Genomic DNA, 14,682 nt, shown 5'->3' with positions numbered 1-14,682 from the left:
TCCGGAGCCGGTCGGGTCCGCCGCCCCGGTGGTCAGTCCGTCTTCGGGATCCAGGGCGGGGTCTGGCCCCAGGACCAGACCGGGATCTTGGCCGCGTCGACCGGAGGCGGGTTGGGGCCCGAGTAGATCAGGGCCATGCGGGTGCCCCACTCGATGTAGTAGGCGAACACGCCGCGGAACTCGGGGTCCGTCGGGAGGCCGACCTCGTCGGCCGTGTCCATGAGCAGGTCCACCCAGCGGCGGCGCTGCTGCTCCGTGATCGCCCGGCCCAGGTGCTTGGTGGCCATGTGCTGGTGGCCGCCGTGGTGGTCGGTGTAGTCCGCCGGGCCGCCGAAGACCTCCGACAGCCAGACCGCCACGTGCTGCGGGTGCTCCGAGTCCATGCCCGCGAAGACCGGGGCCAGGATCTCGTCCTGGAGGGCGTGGGCGTAGAAGGCGTCGGTGAGGCGGTTCATCGCCTCCGCCCCGCCCATCCACTCGTAGATGGTGGGTGTGGTGCTCATCGCTGGCCGGCGCCCTTCCCCGTGCCCACGACGCCCGTCACGAGGTAGTGCTGCATCTCCTCGATGGCGGTGACGTACGGGCGGATCGCGGCGAAGAAGGCCGGGAAGTGCTCGCCCTTGCGGAAGCCCTCCAGATGGTCCTTGACCGAGGTCCAGCGGATCCGGAGGATGTAGCGCTCCTTCTCCTCCTCGCACCGGGCGAGTTCGTAGTCGATGCACTCGGGCGAGGCGGCCAGGGACTCGGCCGCCCGGGCGTACGCGTCCTCGAAGGCCTGCTGGTCGTCCAATGCGATCCGGTAGCGGATGTATTCGACGGTGGTCGTCATGGTGCGTACCTCTCCCTGGGTGTAGGTCTCGGCCAGCCTTACGCGATCACACGGCGCCGTGGGGCGGATTCGTCATTCGGACCCGGACTTCATGGAGTCGGTCGTGCCGGAGACGTCGGGGCCCTGCGCGCGGACCCGGCCGACCTGGTCCAGGGAGTCGCGCAGCTCCGTCAGCCAGCTGTCGGTGTTGCGCCCGACGAGGCGGACGCACCAGGCCAGCGCGTCGGCCCGGCTGCGGGCCACGCCGCCGGCGACCAGGGTGTCGAGGACCTGGCGTTCGGACTGGCGCAGGCGGGTCATCACGGGGACGGCGAGGTGGGTGAAGAGGGTGGTCTCGTCACCCACCCGGACGCCCCAGGCGACCTTGCGGCGGTAGAGCTCCTCGGCCTCGCGGGCCACTTCGACGCGCTGTTCGCGGGTGCGCTCGCGGAACTCCCGTACCGACTCGGCCGCGGGTATGACCCCGACGACCGTGATCTCCTCGCGGTCGGCGGTGACCGGGTCGAGGGATTCGTAGACGTCCACCGGCAGGCGCTCGGCGAACCAGGCGCGGAGCTGTTCGCTCTGTTCGGCTGTAATCATGTAATCAACGTTGCATCCGCTGTGCCCTTGATCACAAGGGCACAGCGTTCGCTCTCAGCCCATCGAGCGGTAGCGGTGGATCAGCGAGACCGCCATCGCCCCCTCGCCCACGCCCGATGCCACCCGTTTGACCGAGTGGGCGCGGACGTCGCCCGCCGCGAAGACACCGGGCACGCTCGTCTCCAGGGGGTAGGGGGCGCGCTCCAGGCTCCACTCGGCCGGGAGCTCGCCGCCGTTCGCGATCAGGTCCGAGCCGGTGAGGACGAAGCCGTACTCGTCCCGTTCGACGACGCCGGCGAGCCAGTCCGTGTGCGGGCGGGCCCCGATGAAGGTGAACATGAAGCGCGCCGGGACCTCGGTGTCGCGGCCCGTCCCCGCGTCGTGGAGGGTCAGCCGCTCCAGGTGCTCCTCGCCGTCCAGCCGGACCACCGTGGTGCGCACCTTGACCTCGATGTTCGGGGTGCGCTCGATCTCGTCGATCAGGTAGCGGGACATGCTCGCGTCCAGGGAGGACGCGCGGACCAGGATGGTCACGCGGGCGGCGTACTTGGCGAAGTGCACCGCGGCCTGTCCCGCCGAGTTGGCCCCGCCGACGATGAACACGTGCTGGGAGATGCAGGCCGAGCTCTCGGTGGTCGCCGCGCCGTAGTAGAGGCCGGCCCCCTCGAAGCGGTCGGCGCCCGGGGCGTCGAGCCGGTTGTACGAGACTCCGGTCGCGAGCAGGACCGTCTCGGCGGAGATCTCCGTGCCGTCGGCGAGGGTGAGGATCTTGGCCGGGTCGTCGCGGGTCAGCGAGACCACCTCCACCGGGTGCAGGATCTCGGCGCCGAACCGGGAGGCCTGGATGGTCGCCCGCCGGGTCAGGTCGCCGCCCGACAGTCCCGAGGGGAAGCCGAGGTAGTTCTCGATCAGGCTGGAGGTGCCGGCCTGGCCGCCCGGGGCGCGGGAGTCCAGCATCAGCGTGGACAGGCCCTCGGAGGCCGAGTAGACGCCGGCCGCGAGGCCCGCCGGGCCCGCGCCGACGATGACGCACTCGTAGTGCGGGCGGGAGGCGGTGGTGGCCAGGCCCAGGTGCTGGGCGAGCTGGGTGTCGGTCGGCGCCGAGAGCACCGCCCCGTCCGGGAAGCGGACCAGGGGCAGGGTGGCGTCGGGCTGGGCCGCGATGAGGGTCAGGGCCTCGGGGTCCCGCTCGACGTTGAGGAAGCGGAACGGCTGGCCGTTGCGGGTGAAGAAGTCCCGTACGGCGTGGGTGCCGGGGGAGACGAGGTGGCCGGCGACGATGATCCCGTCGTAGGCGGGGCGGTAGGTCGCCAGCCAGTCGGAGAGCAGGTCGTCCAGGACGGGGAAGAGCCGCTCGTGCGGCGGGTCCCACGGCTTGAGCAGGTAGTAGTCCAGCCGGACCCGGTTGATCGCGGTGATGGCCGCGTCGGTCTCGGCGTACGCGGTCAGCAGCACCCGGCGGGCGTCCGGGAAGCGGCTGACCGCCTCCAGGAGGAACTCCACGCCGGTCACGTCCGGCATGCGCTGGTCCACGAGGAACAGCGCCGGGTCGTGGCCGCGCTCGTCGAGGGAGTCGAGGATCTTCAGGGCGTCGGCGGCCGAGGAGGCGCCGAGGACCCGGTAGCGGTCGCCGTAGGCGCTGCGCAGGTCGCGGCGGACGGCGCGCAGCACCTGCGGGTCGTCGTCGACGGCCAGGATCACCGGCTTGCGGCTCTCCGCGCGCTCGGTGGCGGCAGCGGCCGGGGCGGCGGCCGCGGACGGGGCCGGGGCGGCGGACGAGGCGGGTGCGGGGGAACTCTCCCGGGCCGTGCTCATGCGGGGTCCAGCATCAGCTGGTCGGCGTAGCACCAGGCCCAGTCCTCGCCCGGCTCGTGGGAGGCCGCGATCGGGTGCTCGGTGGTCCGGTAGTGCCGGGTGGCGTGACGGTTCTTCGAGGAGTCGCAGCACCCGACGTGTCCGCAGCTCAGGCACAGCCTCAGGTGCACCCACGTGTCGCCGGTGACGAGGCATTCCTCGCAGCCCACCGCAGTGGGCTTCACCGGACGTATCTGATCGATGTGTGTGCACAAAAGGTCCATCGTCATCGTTGCCGTCCCTCTCCTCGTGCTCATGCTCGTCACAGCAACACGGCCCGCGCGCCCGCGATTCACGGCGCGTCCAGACCTTAGGACGGGCCCCGCGAAATGGTTCACCGATTCGGCCGAAGTCATGTAGTCCTGCGCCTACTTCATGACGTCCGCGAACGACTTCCTGAGGTGCCCCGGTCGGCTGTCCGGCTACCTCACGAAGTCGCATGCCAGCGCTTTGACGAAGGCCCGGGGCCCGGCCAGTGTGGGGGACGCCAACGACAACAGGCGGCGCTGGAGGAATAGGTGAGCAGAAAGATTCTGGTCATTGTCTCCGAACACGGTTACTGGGCCGAAGAACTGATAGGCCCCGTCTCGAAGTTCGACGAGCGGGGTTACGAGGTCATATTCGCCACGCCGACCGGAAAGCGTGCGCACGCTCTTCCGCCGAGCCTCGACGCGAACTACATCGACCCCCCGCTCGGACGCTCGGTGACCACCGAGGAGAACGCCCGGCTGGGGCGCGAGTTCGAGCAGTCGAGCCGGCTGGACTCGCCGCTCGACATCGAGGCGTGGGTGCCCGAGCGCCCGTACACGAGTGACGCGGCCTACCTGCCCAAGCTGGAGCAGTACCACCGCGATCTCGACAAACTCGACGCCGACGTCGCCGGATACGACGCGATCCTCATCGTCGGCGGCAGCGGGCCCATCGCCGACCTCGCCAACAACGAGCGCGTGCACGCACTGATCCTGGCCTTCCGGAAGGCCGGCAAGGTCGTGGCCGCCGAGTGCTACGGGGTCGCCTGCCTGGCCTTCGCCCGGGACTGGGACGACCGCCGGAGCATCATCTGGGGCAAGCACGTGACCGGCCACTGCAAGGAGTACGACTACAAGGACGGCACCGGATTCCTCGGTACCGACTTCAACATGGGCCCGCCGCCGTATCCGCTGGAGTACATCCTGCGGGACGCGACGGGACCGCGCGGCGCGTACCACGGGAACTTCGGCAAGCCGGTCTCGGTGATCGTGGACTTCCCCTTCGTCACCGGACGTTCCACCCCCGACTCCTATCTGACGGGGCAGAAGATCGTGGAAGTCCTGGAGGACGGGCTCACCCGGTTCGGCTGGTAATCCCGGAAACCGCTGGGAAATCGGACAGGCGAGGGGGAATTCATGGAAGCCACTCCCGGACGGGAAAGGCTGATCGAGCAGTTCAAGGCCGACGGCCTGAAGGTGATGTTCGGAAATCCGGGGACGGTGGAACAGGGATTCCTCGACGCGGCCGACGCGGCGGAGGACTTCCGGTACGTCCTCGCCCTCCAGGAGACCGTCGCCGCCGGCATCGCCGACGGGTACGCCCGGGCGACCGGCGGCGCGGCCCTGCTCCAGCTGCACTCCGGGGTGGGCCTGGGCAACGGCATCGGGATGCTCTACCAGTCGCTGCGCGGCCACACCCCGCTCGTCGTCGTCGCCGGCGACGCCGGGGTGCGCTACGACGCCATGGACGCGCAGATGGCGTCCGACCTGGTGGCGATGGCCAGGCCCGTGACCAAGTACGCGACCCGCGTCACCGACCCGCGCTCCGTGCTCCGCACCGTCCGGCGGGCCGTGAAGATCGCGCTCACCCCGCCCCGCGGGCCCGTGTTCGTCGCGCTGCCCATGGACGTCCTGGACGAGCTCAACTCCGAGCCCGTCCTGCCGGCCGCGGTCCCGCTCACGGACGTGGCCCCCTCGCCGGCGTCGGTGGGCCGGGCGGCCGAACTGCTCGCCTCCGCCGAGCGGCCGGTCGTCCTGGTCGGGGACGGGGTGGCGCTCTCCGGGGCGCAGCGCGAGCTCGCCGCCGTCGCCGAGCTGCTGGGCGCCGACGTCTACGAGGTCGACTCCTCCGAGGTGAACATCGCTGCCTCGCACCCGCTGCGGCGCGGCCAGACCGGCCACATGTTCGGCCCGCACAGCAAGGAGCTGGTCGGGGACGCCGACGGGGTGCTGATCGTCGGCACCTACGTCTTCCCGGAGGTGTTCCCCGAGCTGGAGAGCCCCTTCCGGGCCGGCGCGAAGGTCGTCCACATCGACCTCAACGCCTACGAGATCGCCAAGAACCACCCGGTGGACCTGGGCCTCGCCGCCGATCCCCGGGAGGCGCTGCGCGCGCTGGCCGGCGTACTGGAGCGGCGGCTGACCCCGCAGCGGCGGGCCGCCGCGGCCGCCCGGCTCGACGTACGGACCCGGGAGCGGGCCCGGTCGGCGGGGGCTGCCGCCGAGGACGACGGCACGCCGATGGCCGTCTTCCTGCGGACCCTGGCCGAGCGCACCGGAGGCGACCTGATCGTCTTCGACGAGGCGCTGACCACCTCGCCGCTGGTCACCCGGTACCTGCCGGCGGAGCGCCCCGGCGACTACCACCTCACCCGGGGCGGTTCCCTCGGGGTGGGCTTCCCGGGGGCGGTCGGAGCGAAGCTGGCCCGCCCGGACCGGCTCGTCGTGGGCTTCGCGGGCGACGGCGGGTCCATGTACACCTACCAGGCGCTGTGGACTGCGGCCCGGCACGGCATCGACGCGAAGTTCGTCGTGTGCAACAACCGCAAGTACCGGCTGCTGGACGACAACATCGCCCAGTACTGGCGGGAGCGGGACATCCCCGAGCACGGCTTCCCGGGCTCCTTCGACCTCTCGCACCCCGAGATCGACTTCGCCGGGCTGGCCCGCGCGCTCGGCGCCGGCGGGATGCGCGTGGAGAAGCCGGACGAGGCGGTCGCCGCGGTGGGCCGGATGCTGTCCCACCCCGGACCGTTCCTCGTCGACGTCCAGATCTGACCGCACGCCGACGCACCAGACGCAGCAGACGCAGCAGACGCAGCAGACGCACCAGAGGGAACAGGAGGAGACCGCATGCCCGCCGAGCGGCAGCTGACCGAGGACGCGATCCGCACTTTCGCCGAGAACTGGTACGTGGCGCTGGACCAGCACGTGGCCCTGGCCGACGTGCTCGCCCTGATCACCGAGGACCTGGAGTTCAAGGTCCCCGAGGACACCTTCCTCGGACACGAGGGCTTCGGCCGCTGGTACGAGGCCGTCACCCACCGCTTCTTCGACGAGGTGCACACGGTCACGAAGGTGGAGCCCGTGATCGAGGGCGACCGTGCCGTCGTCCGGGTCCTCGTCAACTGGCAGGCCAAGATCTGGGACCCGCCGGCCGCCCGCAGCCAGTGGCTGGGCTTCGACGCCGACCAGACCTGGACCGTGGTCGCCGGTCCCGACGGACCGCTGATCAAGCAGTACACCGTCAACGACCTGGCCCCGATGCCCGGTTCCGGCTCCCTGTGACCGCCGGCCGCGGCGAAGGAGGACCGACGATGACCGAAGTGACACCGGAGCGGGTCCGGGAGGCCTACGCGGCCCTCGGCTCCGGCGACCGGGCGCGGATCCTGGAGTACTACTCCGAGGACCTGCGCTGGCTGGTGCCGGGCAACCACCCCCTGGCCGGCTGGTACGAGAGCCTGGACGCCTTCCTGGAGCTGATGGGGCAGACCCACAAGCTCACGGGCGGCACCTTCCGGATGGACCTGGAGGCGGTGCTCGTCGGCGAGGACTGCTCGGCGGACGTGTGCCGCAACGTCGCCCTGCGGGCCGGAGCGGCCGAGGCGGGCGGGTCCCCGTACGAGCGGATGGACTACCCGGTCTTCCACTTCATGCGGTGGCGCGACGGCCGGATCGTCGAGGGCCGCGACGGGCTCTTCGGGGACTCGGCGACCGCCTTCAGCCAGTTCTGGGCGCCGTTCGCGCCGGACGGAACCCGCAGGGACCGATAGGGGGATGAGCGCGATGGACGCACGACAGATCCTGCAGAAGTACTACGAGTACGCCAACGCCGGGGACTGGGACCGCTGGTGCGACCTGTTCGCCGACGACCAGGTCATGGACGAGCAGCTCGCCGGCCACATCGAGGGCCTGGAGGTGCTCCGCTCGATGATGAAGGGCATGGGGACCATGTACCGGGTCTTCCGCAACGAGCCCGTGCACCTCCTCGTCGACGGGGAGAAGGCCGCGGCCGTCTCCCACCTGACCGCGGTCAGCGCCTCCGGCGAGCCCATCGAGGCCGAGGTCATGAACTTCTTCCGGATCGTGGACGGAAAGATCGCCTACATGGCGAACTACCACGACACGGTCCCCTTCCAGGTGCTGAGCCAGGACTGAGGGGGCACAGGTGAGCGTGGAAGAGTACGACTACGTCGTCGTGGGATCGGGCACCGCCGGCAGCGTGCTGGCGAACCGGCTCTCCGAGGACCCGGACGTCACCGTCCTCGTCCTGGAGGCGGGCGGCTCCCGGATCCCGCCCGAGGTGGACGACCCGTCCTCCTGGTACAAGCTCCTCGGCGGCCCCGTGGACTGGGGCTACACCAGCACACCGCAGCCCGGACTCGACGGCCGCCGCACCTACGAGCCGCGCGGCAAGGCCCCCGGCGGCAGCAGCAACCTCTACATCATGATGCACATCCGGGGTCACGCCTCGGACTTCGACAACTGGGCCTACCAGGGCGCGGCCGGCTGGGCGTACGAGGACGTGCTCCCGTACTTCGCCCTCCTGGAGGGCCAGGAGGACGTCACCGCCGCCACCACCGGCACCCGCGGCCCGCAGCGGGTCACCAACGCCGGGCTGCACGGCCCCAACCCGGTCTCCCGCGCCTTCATCGACGCGGCCGTCGAGCTGGGGCACGAGGAGATCGCCGACTTCAACACCGACGGCCCCCGCCGCGGCCTCTTCGGCACCGGCTGGCACCACATCGACGTGGCCGACGGCCGCCGCCAGGGCGCCCTGGCCGCCTATCTGGAGCCCGCCCTCGACCGGTCGAACCTGACCCTGCGCACCAACGCGCAGAGCACCCGGCTGCTGTTCGACGGGGACACCTGCACGGGCGTCGAGTACGTCCAGCTCCAGCCTCCCGCGGAGTTTCCCGGCCGGACCGTCCGGGACGGCCACAGCAGCGTCGCCGCGCCCGGAGCGCACACCGTACGGGCCCGGCGCGAGGTGGTCGTGGCCGCAGGGGCGATCGAGTCGCCGAAGCTGCTGCTGCTCTCCGGCATAGGCCGGCCCGAGCAGCTGCGCGAGCACGGCATCGAGGTCACCGCCGCCCTGCCCGGGGTCGGCGAGAACTTCCACAACCACGTCCTGACCGGGCTGATGGCCGAGGTCACCCAGGAGCTCCCGCCGCCCGCGCAGAACCTGTCGGAGAGCGCTCTGTTCCTGTCCTCGCAGCCCGGCCTGCCCGCCCCCGACCTGCAGATCGCCTTCGTCCACGTCCCCTTCGACGTGATCGTCGGCAAGGACCACCCGAACACGGTCAGCATCCTGCCCGGTGTCGTACGCCCGGTCTCGCGCGGCTGGATCAGGCTGGCGAGCGCCGATCCGCTGGCCCACCCGCTGATCAACCCGAACTACCTGGGGGACCGGTGGGACCTGGAACGCATGGTGCAGGGCGTCAGGATCGCCCGGGAGATCTTCGCGACCTCGGCGTTCTCGCCCTGGTACAAGCAGGAGCTGCAGCCCGGCCCCGGCTATGCGGGCGACGAGGAGCTGCGGACCTTCGTCAAGCAGAAGTCGGAGAGCTACCACCACCAGGCCGGCTCCTGCCGCATGGGCATCGACGACCTCGCCGTCGTCGACCCTCAGCTGCGGGTGCACGGCGTGCGCAACCTGCGCGTGGTGGACGCCAGCGTGATGCCCGCGGTCCCGTCGGGCAACTGCCACACCGCCATCGCGATGATCGCCGAGCGCGCGGCGGACTTCCTGAGGGGGACCTCCCGTGCCTGATGCCGTCCTGCGCGAGGGCGCCCTGTCCGGGACCCGGATCGCGGTCCTGGTCGAGAGCGACTACTACGAGCCGGAGATCTTCTACTACCAGCACCGGTTCGCGGAGGAGGGCGCCGAGGTCGACTTCCTGACCCGGCTGTGGGGCAACGACTCCATCACCTTCACCGGACACGAGTACCGGGCGCCCTTCACCGTGAACCGGTCCCTGGAGGGGCTCAGCGACGAGGAACTGCGCCGGTACGCGGCGGTCATCGTGCCCTCGGGCATGGTCGCCGACCGGCTGCGCTACACCGAGGACGTCGACGTCCTCGCCCCGGCGACCGAGCTGCTGCGCCGGGCCTTCGAGGAGCCGACGGTCCTCAAGGGCATCATCTGCCACGGCATGTGGCTGGCGTCCTCGATCCCGGGGAAGATCCGCGGCCGCAAGGTGGTCTGCCACAACAACCTGATCGGCGACGTCCGCAACATGGGCGGGGAGTACGTCGACGAGGACGTGGTGGTCGACGGCGACCTGGTCACCGGCCGCACCGGGGCGCACCACCACCTGTTCGCCCGCCGGATCATCGAGCTGGTCGCGGCCGGGCGGGGCCGGGGGGCCGGCTGATGGCCGCCGGGCTGCGGTGGTCGCACGTGGGCCTGAACTGCGCGGACCAGAAGACCACCGAGGAGTTCTACACCCGGTACTTCGGCTTCACCCGGGCCCGGGTCGTCGACCTGGGCGAGGCGCAGATCGTGTTCCTGCGCAAGGGGGACGCGTACCTGGAGCTCTTCGCCGCCGGCGGGAGGGAAACGGCCCGCCCGGCGGACGGGGACGGGCCGCAGGCCCCGGGCCGGATGCGCCACCTGGCGTTCCAGACCGACAGCGTGGACGCGTTCCTGGCCGAGCTGGGCGACGCGGCGGAAGTGACCCTGGGACCGCTGGACTTCGACGACTTCATCTGCGGCTGGCGGAGCGTGTGGGTCCGCGACCCCGACGGGGTGATCGTCGAAGTGAGCCAGGGATACGAGGACGACAGCACTCACGACAAGGACGGTGCATGACATGGCGGACGCCGTGAGCTTCTCCTTCTCCGACACCATCGCGGGCTACGTCGTCCGCTTCGACTCCGGTGCGCGCCTGCTGCGGCTGAAGACCTCCGACGGCCGCGAGTTCGAGGTCTCGCTGGCCGGCGACCCCAGCGCCGAACTGGTCCGCAACCTGGACGAGCCCTACATCGACGCCTCCGGGCACATCGACGAGATGCTCTCGCCGGGCCGGTTCCTCTTCGTCTACGGCGTCCACTACCCGGAGCACGGCGGCCGCTTCGACGCCAAGCGCCTGGTGTTCCTGGGACGCGGCGCCGAGGACTACCGCTTCGAGGAGGGCAGCTGGTGGATCAAGCAGATCGAGTCGCTGGCCGACTTCTACAAGCGGGCGCAGTTCGGCGACGGCCCGGTGGACTTCACCGAGTACCGCACCGAGATCCGGCTCGGCGGTGACAAGACCGCCAGCCACGTCCAGGAGACCGACACGATCTCCCGCCTGGTCTACGGCATGGCCTCGGCCTACCTGCTGACCGGCAAGGACGAGTACCTGGAGGTCGCCGAGCGCGGTACCGAGTACCTGCGCAAGCACATGCGGGTCGTGGACGGCGAGGAGGACGTGGTCTTCTGGTACCACGGCATCAGCGTCGACGGGGACAGCGAGCGCAAGCTGTTCACCTCGGAGTTCTCCGACGACTACGACGCGATCCCGATGTACGAGCAGATCTACGCGCTGGCCGGCCCCATCCAGACCTACCGGGTCACCGGCGACGTCCGGATCAAGAACGACGCGGACGCCACGATCCGGCTGTTCGACAAGTTCTTCTTCGACCCGGAGCAGGGCGGCTACTACTCCCACATCGACCCGATCCTCTTCAGCGCGGACCACGAGTCCCTCGGCGAGAACGCCGAGCGCAAGAACTGGAACTCGGTCGGCGACCACGCCCCCGCCTACCTGATCAACCTGTACCTGGCGACGGGCGACCAGAAGTACGCCGACTTCCTGGAGTACACCTTCGACACGATCGCGGACAAGTTCCCGGACTACAAGAACAGCCCCTTCGTCCAGGAGCGCTTCTTCCGCGACTGGTCCCACGACAAGGCGCACAGCTGGCAGCAGGACCGCGCCGTCGTCGGCCACAACCTGAAGATCGCCTGGAACCTGATGCGGATGAACTCGCTGAAGGCCAAGCCGGCGTACGAGGAGCTCGCCCGGAAGATCGGCGAGATCATGCCGGCCGTCGGCAGCGACGTGCAGCGCGGCGGCTGGTACGACGTCGTGGAGCGCGTGAAGGACGGCGACCAGGAGACGTATCGTTTCGCCTGGCACGACCGCAAGGCCTGGTGGCAGCAGGAGCAGGCGATCCTCGCCTACCTCATCCTGAACGGCACGGTCGGCGGCGAGGCGAACCTGCGCGAGGCCCGCCAGGCGCAGGCCTTCTACAACACCTTCTTCCTCGACCACGACGAGGGCGCCGTCTACTTCAACGTCCTGGCCAGCGGGACGCCGTACCTGCTCGGCACCGAGCGGCTCAAGGGCAGCCACTCGATGTCCATGTACCACTCGGCGGAGCTGTGCTACCTCGCCGCCGTCTACAACAACCTGCTCATCAACGGCCGGGAGATGGACTTCCACTTCCAGCCCGACCCGACCGGCCTGCCCGACCGCATCCTGCGCGTCTCGCCCGACCTGCTGCCCGCCGGCTCGGTGCGGATCGCATCCGTGGAGATCGACGAGAAGCCCTACACCGACTTCGACGCGGAGGCGCTCACCGTGCGCCTGCCCGACGTCCAGGGCCGGGTCAAGGTCAAGGTCCGGCTGCGGCCCACGGCCAAGAAGTAGCGCTCAACGGGGGGCGCCCCAAACAGAGGGGAAGGCAATGACTCTCAACGTCAAGGAACGCCGGAACAAGACGGGCACCGTGCTCGTCGCCACCGGCGAGATCAACAGCGAGACGTCCGGCACGCTGCTCCAGTCCCTGCTGCCGCTGGTCCGCGAGGGCAAGCCGCTGCGGATCGACCTCACGGCGGTGACCTACGTCTCCAGCGCGGGCCTGCGCACCCTGCTCGTCGTCTACCGCGAGGCCCAGCACGCCGGCGTGGCCGTCACCCTCTACGGGGTGAGCGAGGAGGTCCGGTTCGTCATGTCGGCGACCGGATTCCTCGACTTCTTCGAGACCGGCGAGGCCGTCGCGGCCGCCGCCAAGGCCAGGGCCGCGCGATGAGCGAGACCCGGTCCGAGCAGGTCCTGCGCGTCGACGCGTACCCGACCCACGAGGTGGGCGGGTACCGCGTCCGCGCGGGCAAACCGTTCCCCTTCGGGGCCAACGTGGTGCCCGGCGGGGTCAGCTTCTCCGTCTTCTCCGACCAGGCCACCTCCATGACCCTGGTCATCTACAAGCGCGGAGAGCCCGAGCCGATGGCCGAACTGGAGTTCCCCGAGGAATTCCGCACCGGCAGCGTGTTCGCCATGACCGTCTTCGGCCTCGACCACGAGAACATCGAGTACGGGTACCGGGCCGACGGCCCCTACGACCCGGTCACCGGCCACCGCTTCGACGCCCGCCAGGTCCTCTCCGACCCCTACGCCCGGCTGATCGCCGGCCGCGACGTGTGGGGCGTGGAGCCGGACTACAGCCGCGGCTACCAGTACCGCTCCCGCGTCTGCCTCCAGGACTTCGACTGGGCCGACGACACCCCGCTGGGCATCCCCGCCGAGGACCTCGTCGTCTACGAGGCCCACGTGCGCGGCTTCACCCGGCACCCCAACTCGGGCGTCACCGCGCCCGGCACGTTCGCCGGGCTGCGCGAGAAGATCCCGTACCTCAAGGAGCTCGGGGTCAACTGCATCGAACTGCTGCCCGTGTTCGAGTTCGACGAGAGCGACAACCCCCGCTCCAACCCGGAGACGGGCGAGAAGCTCTTCGACTACTGGGGCTACAACACCGTCTCCTTCTTCGCCCCCAAGGCCGGCTACGCGGCCACCGGACGCTACGGGATGCAGGGCGACGAGTTCCGCACCCTGATCAAGGACCTGCACGCCGCAGGCATCGAGGTCATCCTCGACGTCGTCTTCAACCACACCGCCGAGGGCAACGAGCAGGGGCCGACGATCTCCTTCAAGGGGCTCGACAACGCCACCTACTACATGCTCACGCCCGAGGGGTACTACTTCAACTTCAGCGGCACCGGGAACACGGTCAACTGCAACCACCCCGTCGTGCGCAACTTCGTCCTCGACTGCCTGCGCCACTGGGTCGCCGACTACCACATCGACGGGTTCCGCTTCGACCTGGCCGCCATCCTCGGCCGGTCCCTGGACGGCACCCCGCTGCCCAACCCGCCGCTCCTGGAACTGCTCGCCTACGACCCGGTCCTGCGCCACACCAAGCTCATCGCCGAGGCCTGGGACGCCGGCGGCCTCTACGAGGTCGGCAACTTCCCGGCGTACGGCCGCTGGGCGGAATGGAACGGCAAGTACCGCGACACCGTGCGCCGCTTCCTCAAGGGCGACCCCGGAGTCACCGGCGAACTGGCCACCCGCATCGCCGGCTCGCCCGACCTCTACTCCAGCCGCGGCACCGCCGCCTCGGTCAACTTCCTGACCGCGCACGACGGCTTCTCCCTCGCCGACCTGGTCTCCTACAACGACAAGCACAACGAGGCCAACGGCGAGGGCAACAACGACGGCGCCAACGACAACAACAGCTGGAACTGCGGCGCCGAGGGCCCCACCGACGACCCGGCGGTCAACGCCCTGCGCACCCGGCAGATGAAGAACGCCCTCGCCATCCTCCTCACCAGCCAGGGCATCCCGATGCTGCTCTCCGGCGACGAGGTCGGCAGGACCCAGCAGGGCAACAACAACACCTACTGCCAGGACAACGAACTGTCCTGGTTCGACTGGGACCAGGTCGACGACAACGCCGAACTGCTCCGCTTCACCCGCGAGATGATCGCCTTCCGGGGGCGCCACCGCGAGCTGCGCTCCACCTCCCACCCCACCGGCCGGGTCCGCGAGCACCTCGGCCTGCCGGACATCAGCTGGCACGGGGAGCGGGCCTGGCAGCCCGACTGGTCGGCGGACAGCAGGCTGGTGGCCGTCGCCCGCTGCGGCGCCGGCGACGACGACGTGGTCTACGTGGCCATGAACGCGCACTGGGAGTCCCACGACCTGGAACTGCCCGCGCTGCCCGGCGGCCGCAGCTGGCACCTGTTCGCCGACACCGGGGCCGAGGCACCGCACGACATCCGCACCCCGGGGACCGAGCCGGAGCTGGACAACGCCGGCAAGTACCTGATCGGCCCGCGGTCGGTGGTCATCCTCGTGGGCCGCACGAACGACCCCGAAGCATTCGACACGCCCTGACCGA

General features: G+C 70.2%; 16 protein-coding genes. 11 read left to right on the top strand and 5 right to left on the bottom strand.

Annotated elements, in window-relative coordinates:
• Nucleotides 1-32 precede the first annotated feature (32 nt).
• From AB0O53_RS23255 to AB0O53_RS23235, 5 genes are all read right to left on the bottom strand, one after another.
• Nucleotides 33-503 (bottom strand): group II truncated hemoglobin, encoded by a 471-nt coding sequence (locus AB0O53_RS23255; protein WP_350996756.1) that lies wholly within the window; start codon nucleotides 501-503, stop codon nucleotides 33-35.
• The gene (locus AB0O53_RS23250) at nucleotides 500-829 is read right to left on the bottom strand and encodes a putative quinol monooxygenase (protein ID WP_350996759.1); all 330 of its coding nucleotides are present in this window, start codon (nucleotides 827-829) and stop codon (nucleotides 500-502) included. The genes AB0O53_RS23255 and AB0O53_RS23250 overlap by 4 nt, the downstream gene beginning before the upstream one ends.
• A 72-nt stretch (nucleotides 830-901) precedes the next feature.
• Nucleotides 902-1,411 (bottom strand): ATP-binding transcription factor AbmR, encoded by a 510-nt coding sequence (abmR, locus tag AB0O53_RS23245; protein ID WP_350996762.1) that lies wholly within the window; start codon nucleotides 1,409-1,411, stop codon nucleotides 902-904.
• Between the two features lie 54 nt (nucleotides 1,412-1,465).
• A complete protein-coding gene (locus tag AB0O53_RS23240; protein WP_365197969.1) occupies nucleotides 1,466-3,226 on the bottom strand; it encodes an FAD-dependent oxidoreductase in 1,761 nt (586 codons plus the stop codon).
• Nucleotides 3,223-3,489 carry a UBP-type zinc finger domain-containing protein gene (locus AB0O53_RS23235; protein WP_350997013.1) on the bottom strand — a complete coding sequence of 89 codons (267 nt, stop codon included), beginning with the start codon at nucleotides 3,487-3,489 and terminating at the stop codon, nucleotides 3,223-3,225. The genes AB0O53_RS23240 and AB0O53_RS23235 overlap by 4 nt, the downstream gene beginning before the upstream one ends.
• Before the next feature lie 294 nt (nucleotides 3,490-3,783).
• On the opposite strand from AB0O53_RS23235, the gene AB0O53_RS23230 reads away from it, so the two are divergent.
• The 11 genes from AB0O53_RS23230 to glgX all read left to right on the top strand — a co-directional run bounded on the left by AB0O53_RS23230 (nucleotide 3,784) and on the right by glgX (nucleotide 14,678).
• Nucleotides 3,784-4,608: a type 1 glutamine amidotransferase domain-containing protein gene (locus AB0O53_RS23230; RefSeq protein WP_365197967.1), complete on the top strand. Its 825-nt coding sequence runs from the start codon at nucleotides 3,784-3,786 to the stop codon at nucleotides 4,606-4,608.
• A gap of 42 nt (nucleotides 4,609-4,650) precedes the next feature.
• Entirely contained in the window at nucleotides 4,651-6,291 is a 1,641-nt protein-coding gene (locus AB0O53_RS23225; RefSeq protein WP_365197964.1) for a thiamine pyrophosphate-binding protein, read from the top strand.
• Between the two features lie 75 nt (nucleotides 6,292-6,366).
• The gene (locus tag AB0O53_RS23220) at nucleotides 6,367-6,801 is read left to right on the top strand and encodes a nuclear transport factor 2 family protein (RefSeq protein WP_350996773.1); all 435 of its coding nucleotides are present in this window, start codon (nucleotides 6,367-6,369) and stop codon (nucleotides 6,799-6,801) included.
• Nucleotides 6,802-6,830: 29 nt separating this feature from the next.
• A complete protein-coding gene (locus AB0O53_RS23215) occupies nucleotides 6,831-7,286 on the top strand; it encodes a nuclear transport factor 2 family protein (protein WP_350996776.1) in 456 nt (151 codons plus the stop codon).
• Nucleotides 7,287-7,299: 13 nt separating this feature from the next.
• Nucleotides 7,300-7,671: a nuclear transport factor 2 family protein gene (locus tag AB0O53_RS23210; protein WP_350996778.1), complete on the top strand. Its 372-nt coding sequence runs from the start codon at nucleotides 7,300-7,302 to the stop codon at nucleotides 7,669-7,671.
• 10 nt (nucleotides 7,672-7,681) lie between these two features.
• Complete coding sequence (locus AB0O53_RS23205; protein WP_365197960.1) at nucleotides 7,682-9,286, top strand: GMC family oxidoreductase; 1,605 nt, start codon at nucleotides 7,682-7,684, stop codon at nucleotides 9,284-9,286.
• Nucleotides 9,279-9,890 (top strand): DJ-1/PfpI family protein, encoded by a 612-nt coding sequence (locus tag AB0O53_RS23200; protein WP_365197957.1) that lies wholly within the window; start codon nucleotides 9,279-9,281, stop codon nucleotides 9,888-9,890. Before AB0O53_RS23205 ends, AB0O53_RS23200 begins: the two co-directional genes overlap by 8 nt.
• Nucleotides 9,890-10,327, top strand: a complete 438-nt coding sequence (locus AB0O53_RS23195; RefSeq protein ID WP_365197955.1) for a VOC family protein — start codon at nucleotides 9,890-9,892, stop codon at nucleotides 10,325-10,327. The genes AB0O53_RS23200 and AB0O53_RS23195 overlap by 1 nt, the downstream gene beginning before the upstream one ends.
• A gap of 1 nt (nucleotide 10,328) precedes the next feature.
• On the top strand, nucleotides 10,329-12,152 hold the full coding sequence (locus AB0O53_RS23190) for an AGE family epimerase/isomerase (RefSeq protein ID WP_350996789.1): 1,824 nt from the start codon (nucleotides 10,329-10,331) through the stop codon (nucleotides 12,150-12,152).
• A gap of 37 nt (nucleotides 12,153-12,189) precedes the next feature.
• Nucleotides 12,190-12,534 carry an STAS domain-containing protein gene (locus AB0O53_RS23185; protein ID WP_350996792.1) on the top strand — a complete coding sequence of 115 codons (345 nt, stop codon included), beginning with the start codon at nucleotides 12,190-12,192 and terminating at the stop codon, nucleotides 12,532-12,534.
• The gene (gene glgX / locus AB0O53_RS23180; RefSeq protein WP_350996795.1) at nucleotides 12,531-14,678 is read left to right on the top strand and encodes a glycogen debranching protein GlgX; all 2,148 of its coding nucleotides are present in this window, start codon (nucleotides 12,531-12,533) and stop codon (nucleotides 14,676-14,678) included. The genes AB0O53_RS23185 and glgX overlap by 4 nt, the downstream gene beginning before the upstream one ends.
• The last annotated feature ends 4 nt before the right edge of the window (nucleotides 14,679-14,682 follow it).

The organism is Streptomyces erythrochromogenes (assembly GCF_040684695.1).
GTDB lineage: Bacteria > Actinomycetota > Actinomycetes > Streptomycetales > Streptomycetaceae > Streptomyces > Streptomyces erythrochromogenes_C.
The sequence above is the reverse complement of the archived record's forward strand: the minus strand, read 5'-3'. Positions and strand labels throughout refer to the sequence as shown.

What these genes read in the sequence shown, in the direction of transcription:
- AB0O53_RS23255 (WP_350996756.1), bottom strand. Translation starts at nt 503, where the DNA reads ATGAGCACCACACCCACCATCTACGAGTGGATGGGCGGGGCGGAGGCG.
- AB0O53_RS23250 (WP_350996759.1), bottom strand. Translation starts at nt 829, where the DNA reads ATGACGACCACCGTCGAATACATCCGCTACCGGATCGCATTGGACGAC.
- abmR (WP_350996762.1), bottom strand. Translation starts at nt 1,411, where the DNA reads ATGATTACAGCCGAACAGAGCGAACAGCTCCGCGCCTGGTTCGCCGAG.
- AB0O53_RS23240 (WP_365197969.1), bottom strand. Translation starts at nt 3,226, where the DNA reads ATGAGCACGGCCCGGGAGAGTTCCCCCGCACCCGCCTCGTCCGCCGCC.
- AB0O53_RS23235 (WP_350997013.1), bottom strand. Translation starts at nt 3,489, where the DNA reads ATGGACCTTTTGTGCACACACATCGATCAGATACGTCCGGTGAAGCCC.
- AB0O53_RS23225 (WP_365197964.1), top strand. Translation starts at nt 4,651, where the DNA reads ATGGAAGCCACTCCCGGACGGGAAAGGCTGATCGAGCAGTTCAAGGCC.
- AB0O53_RS23220 (WP_350996773.1), top strand. Translation starts at nt 6,367, where the DNA reads ATGCCCGCCGAGCGGCAGCTGACCGAGGACGCGATCCGCACTTTCGCC.
- AB0O53_RS23215 (WP_350996776.1), top strand. Translation starts at nt 6,831, where the DNA reads ATGACCGAAGTGACACCGGAGCGGGTCCGGGAGGCCTACGCGGCCCTC.
- AB0O53_RS23210 (WP_350996778.1), top strand. Translation starts at nt 7,300, where the DNA reads ATGGACGCACGACAGATCCTGCAGAAGTACTACGAGTACGCCAACGCC.
- AB0O53_RS23195 (WP_365197955.1), top strand. Translation starts at nt 9,890, where the DNA reads ATGGCCGCCGGGCTGCGGTGGTCGCACGTGGGCCTGAACTGCGCGGAC.
- AB0O53_RS23190 (WP_350996789.1), top strand. Translation starts at nt 10,329, where the DNA reads ATGGCGGACGCCGTGAGCTTCTCCTTCTCCGACACCATCGCGGGCTAC.
- AB0O53_RS23185 (WP_350996792.1), top strand. Translation starts at nt 12,190, where the DNA reads ATGACTCTCAACGTCAAGGAACGCCGGAACAAGACGGGCACCGTGCTC.
- glgX (WP_350996795.1), top strand. Translation starts at nt 12,531, where the DNA reads ATGAGCGAGACCCGGTCCGAGCAGGTCCTGCGCGTCGACGCGTACCCG.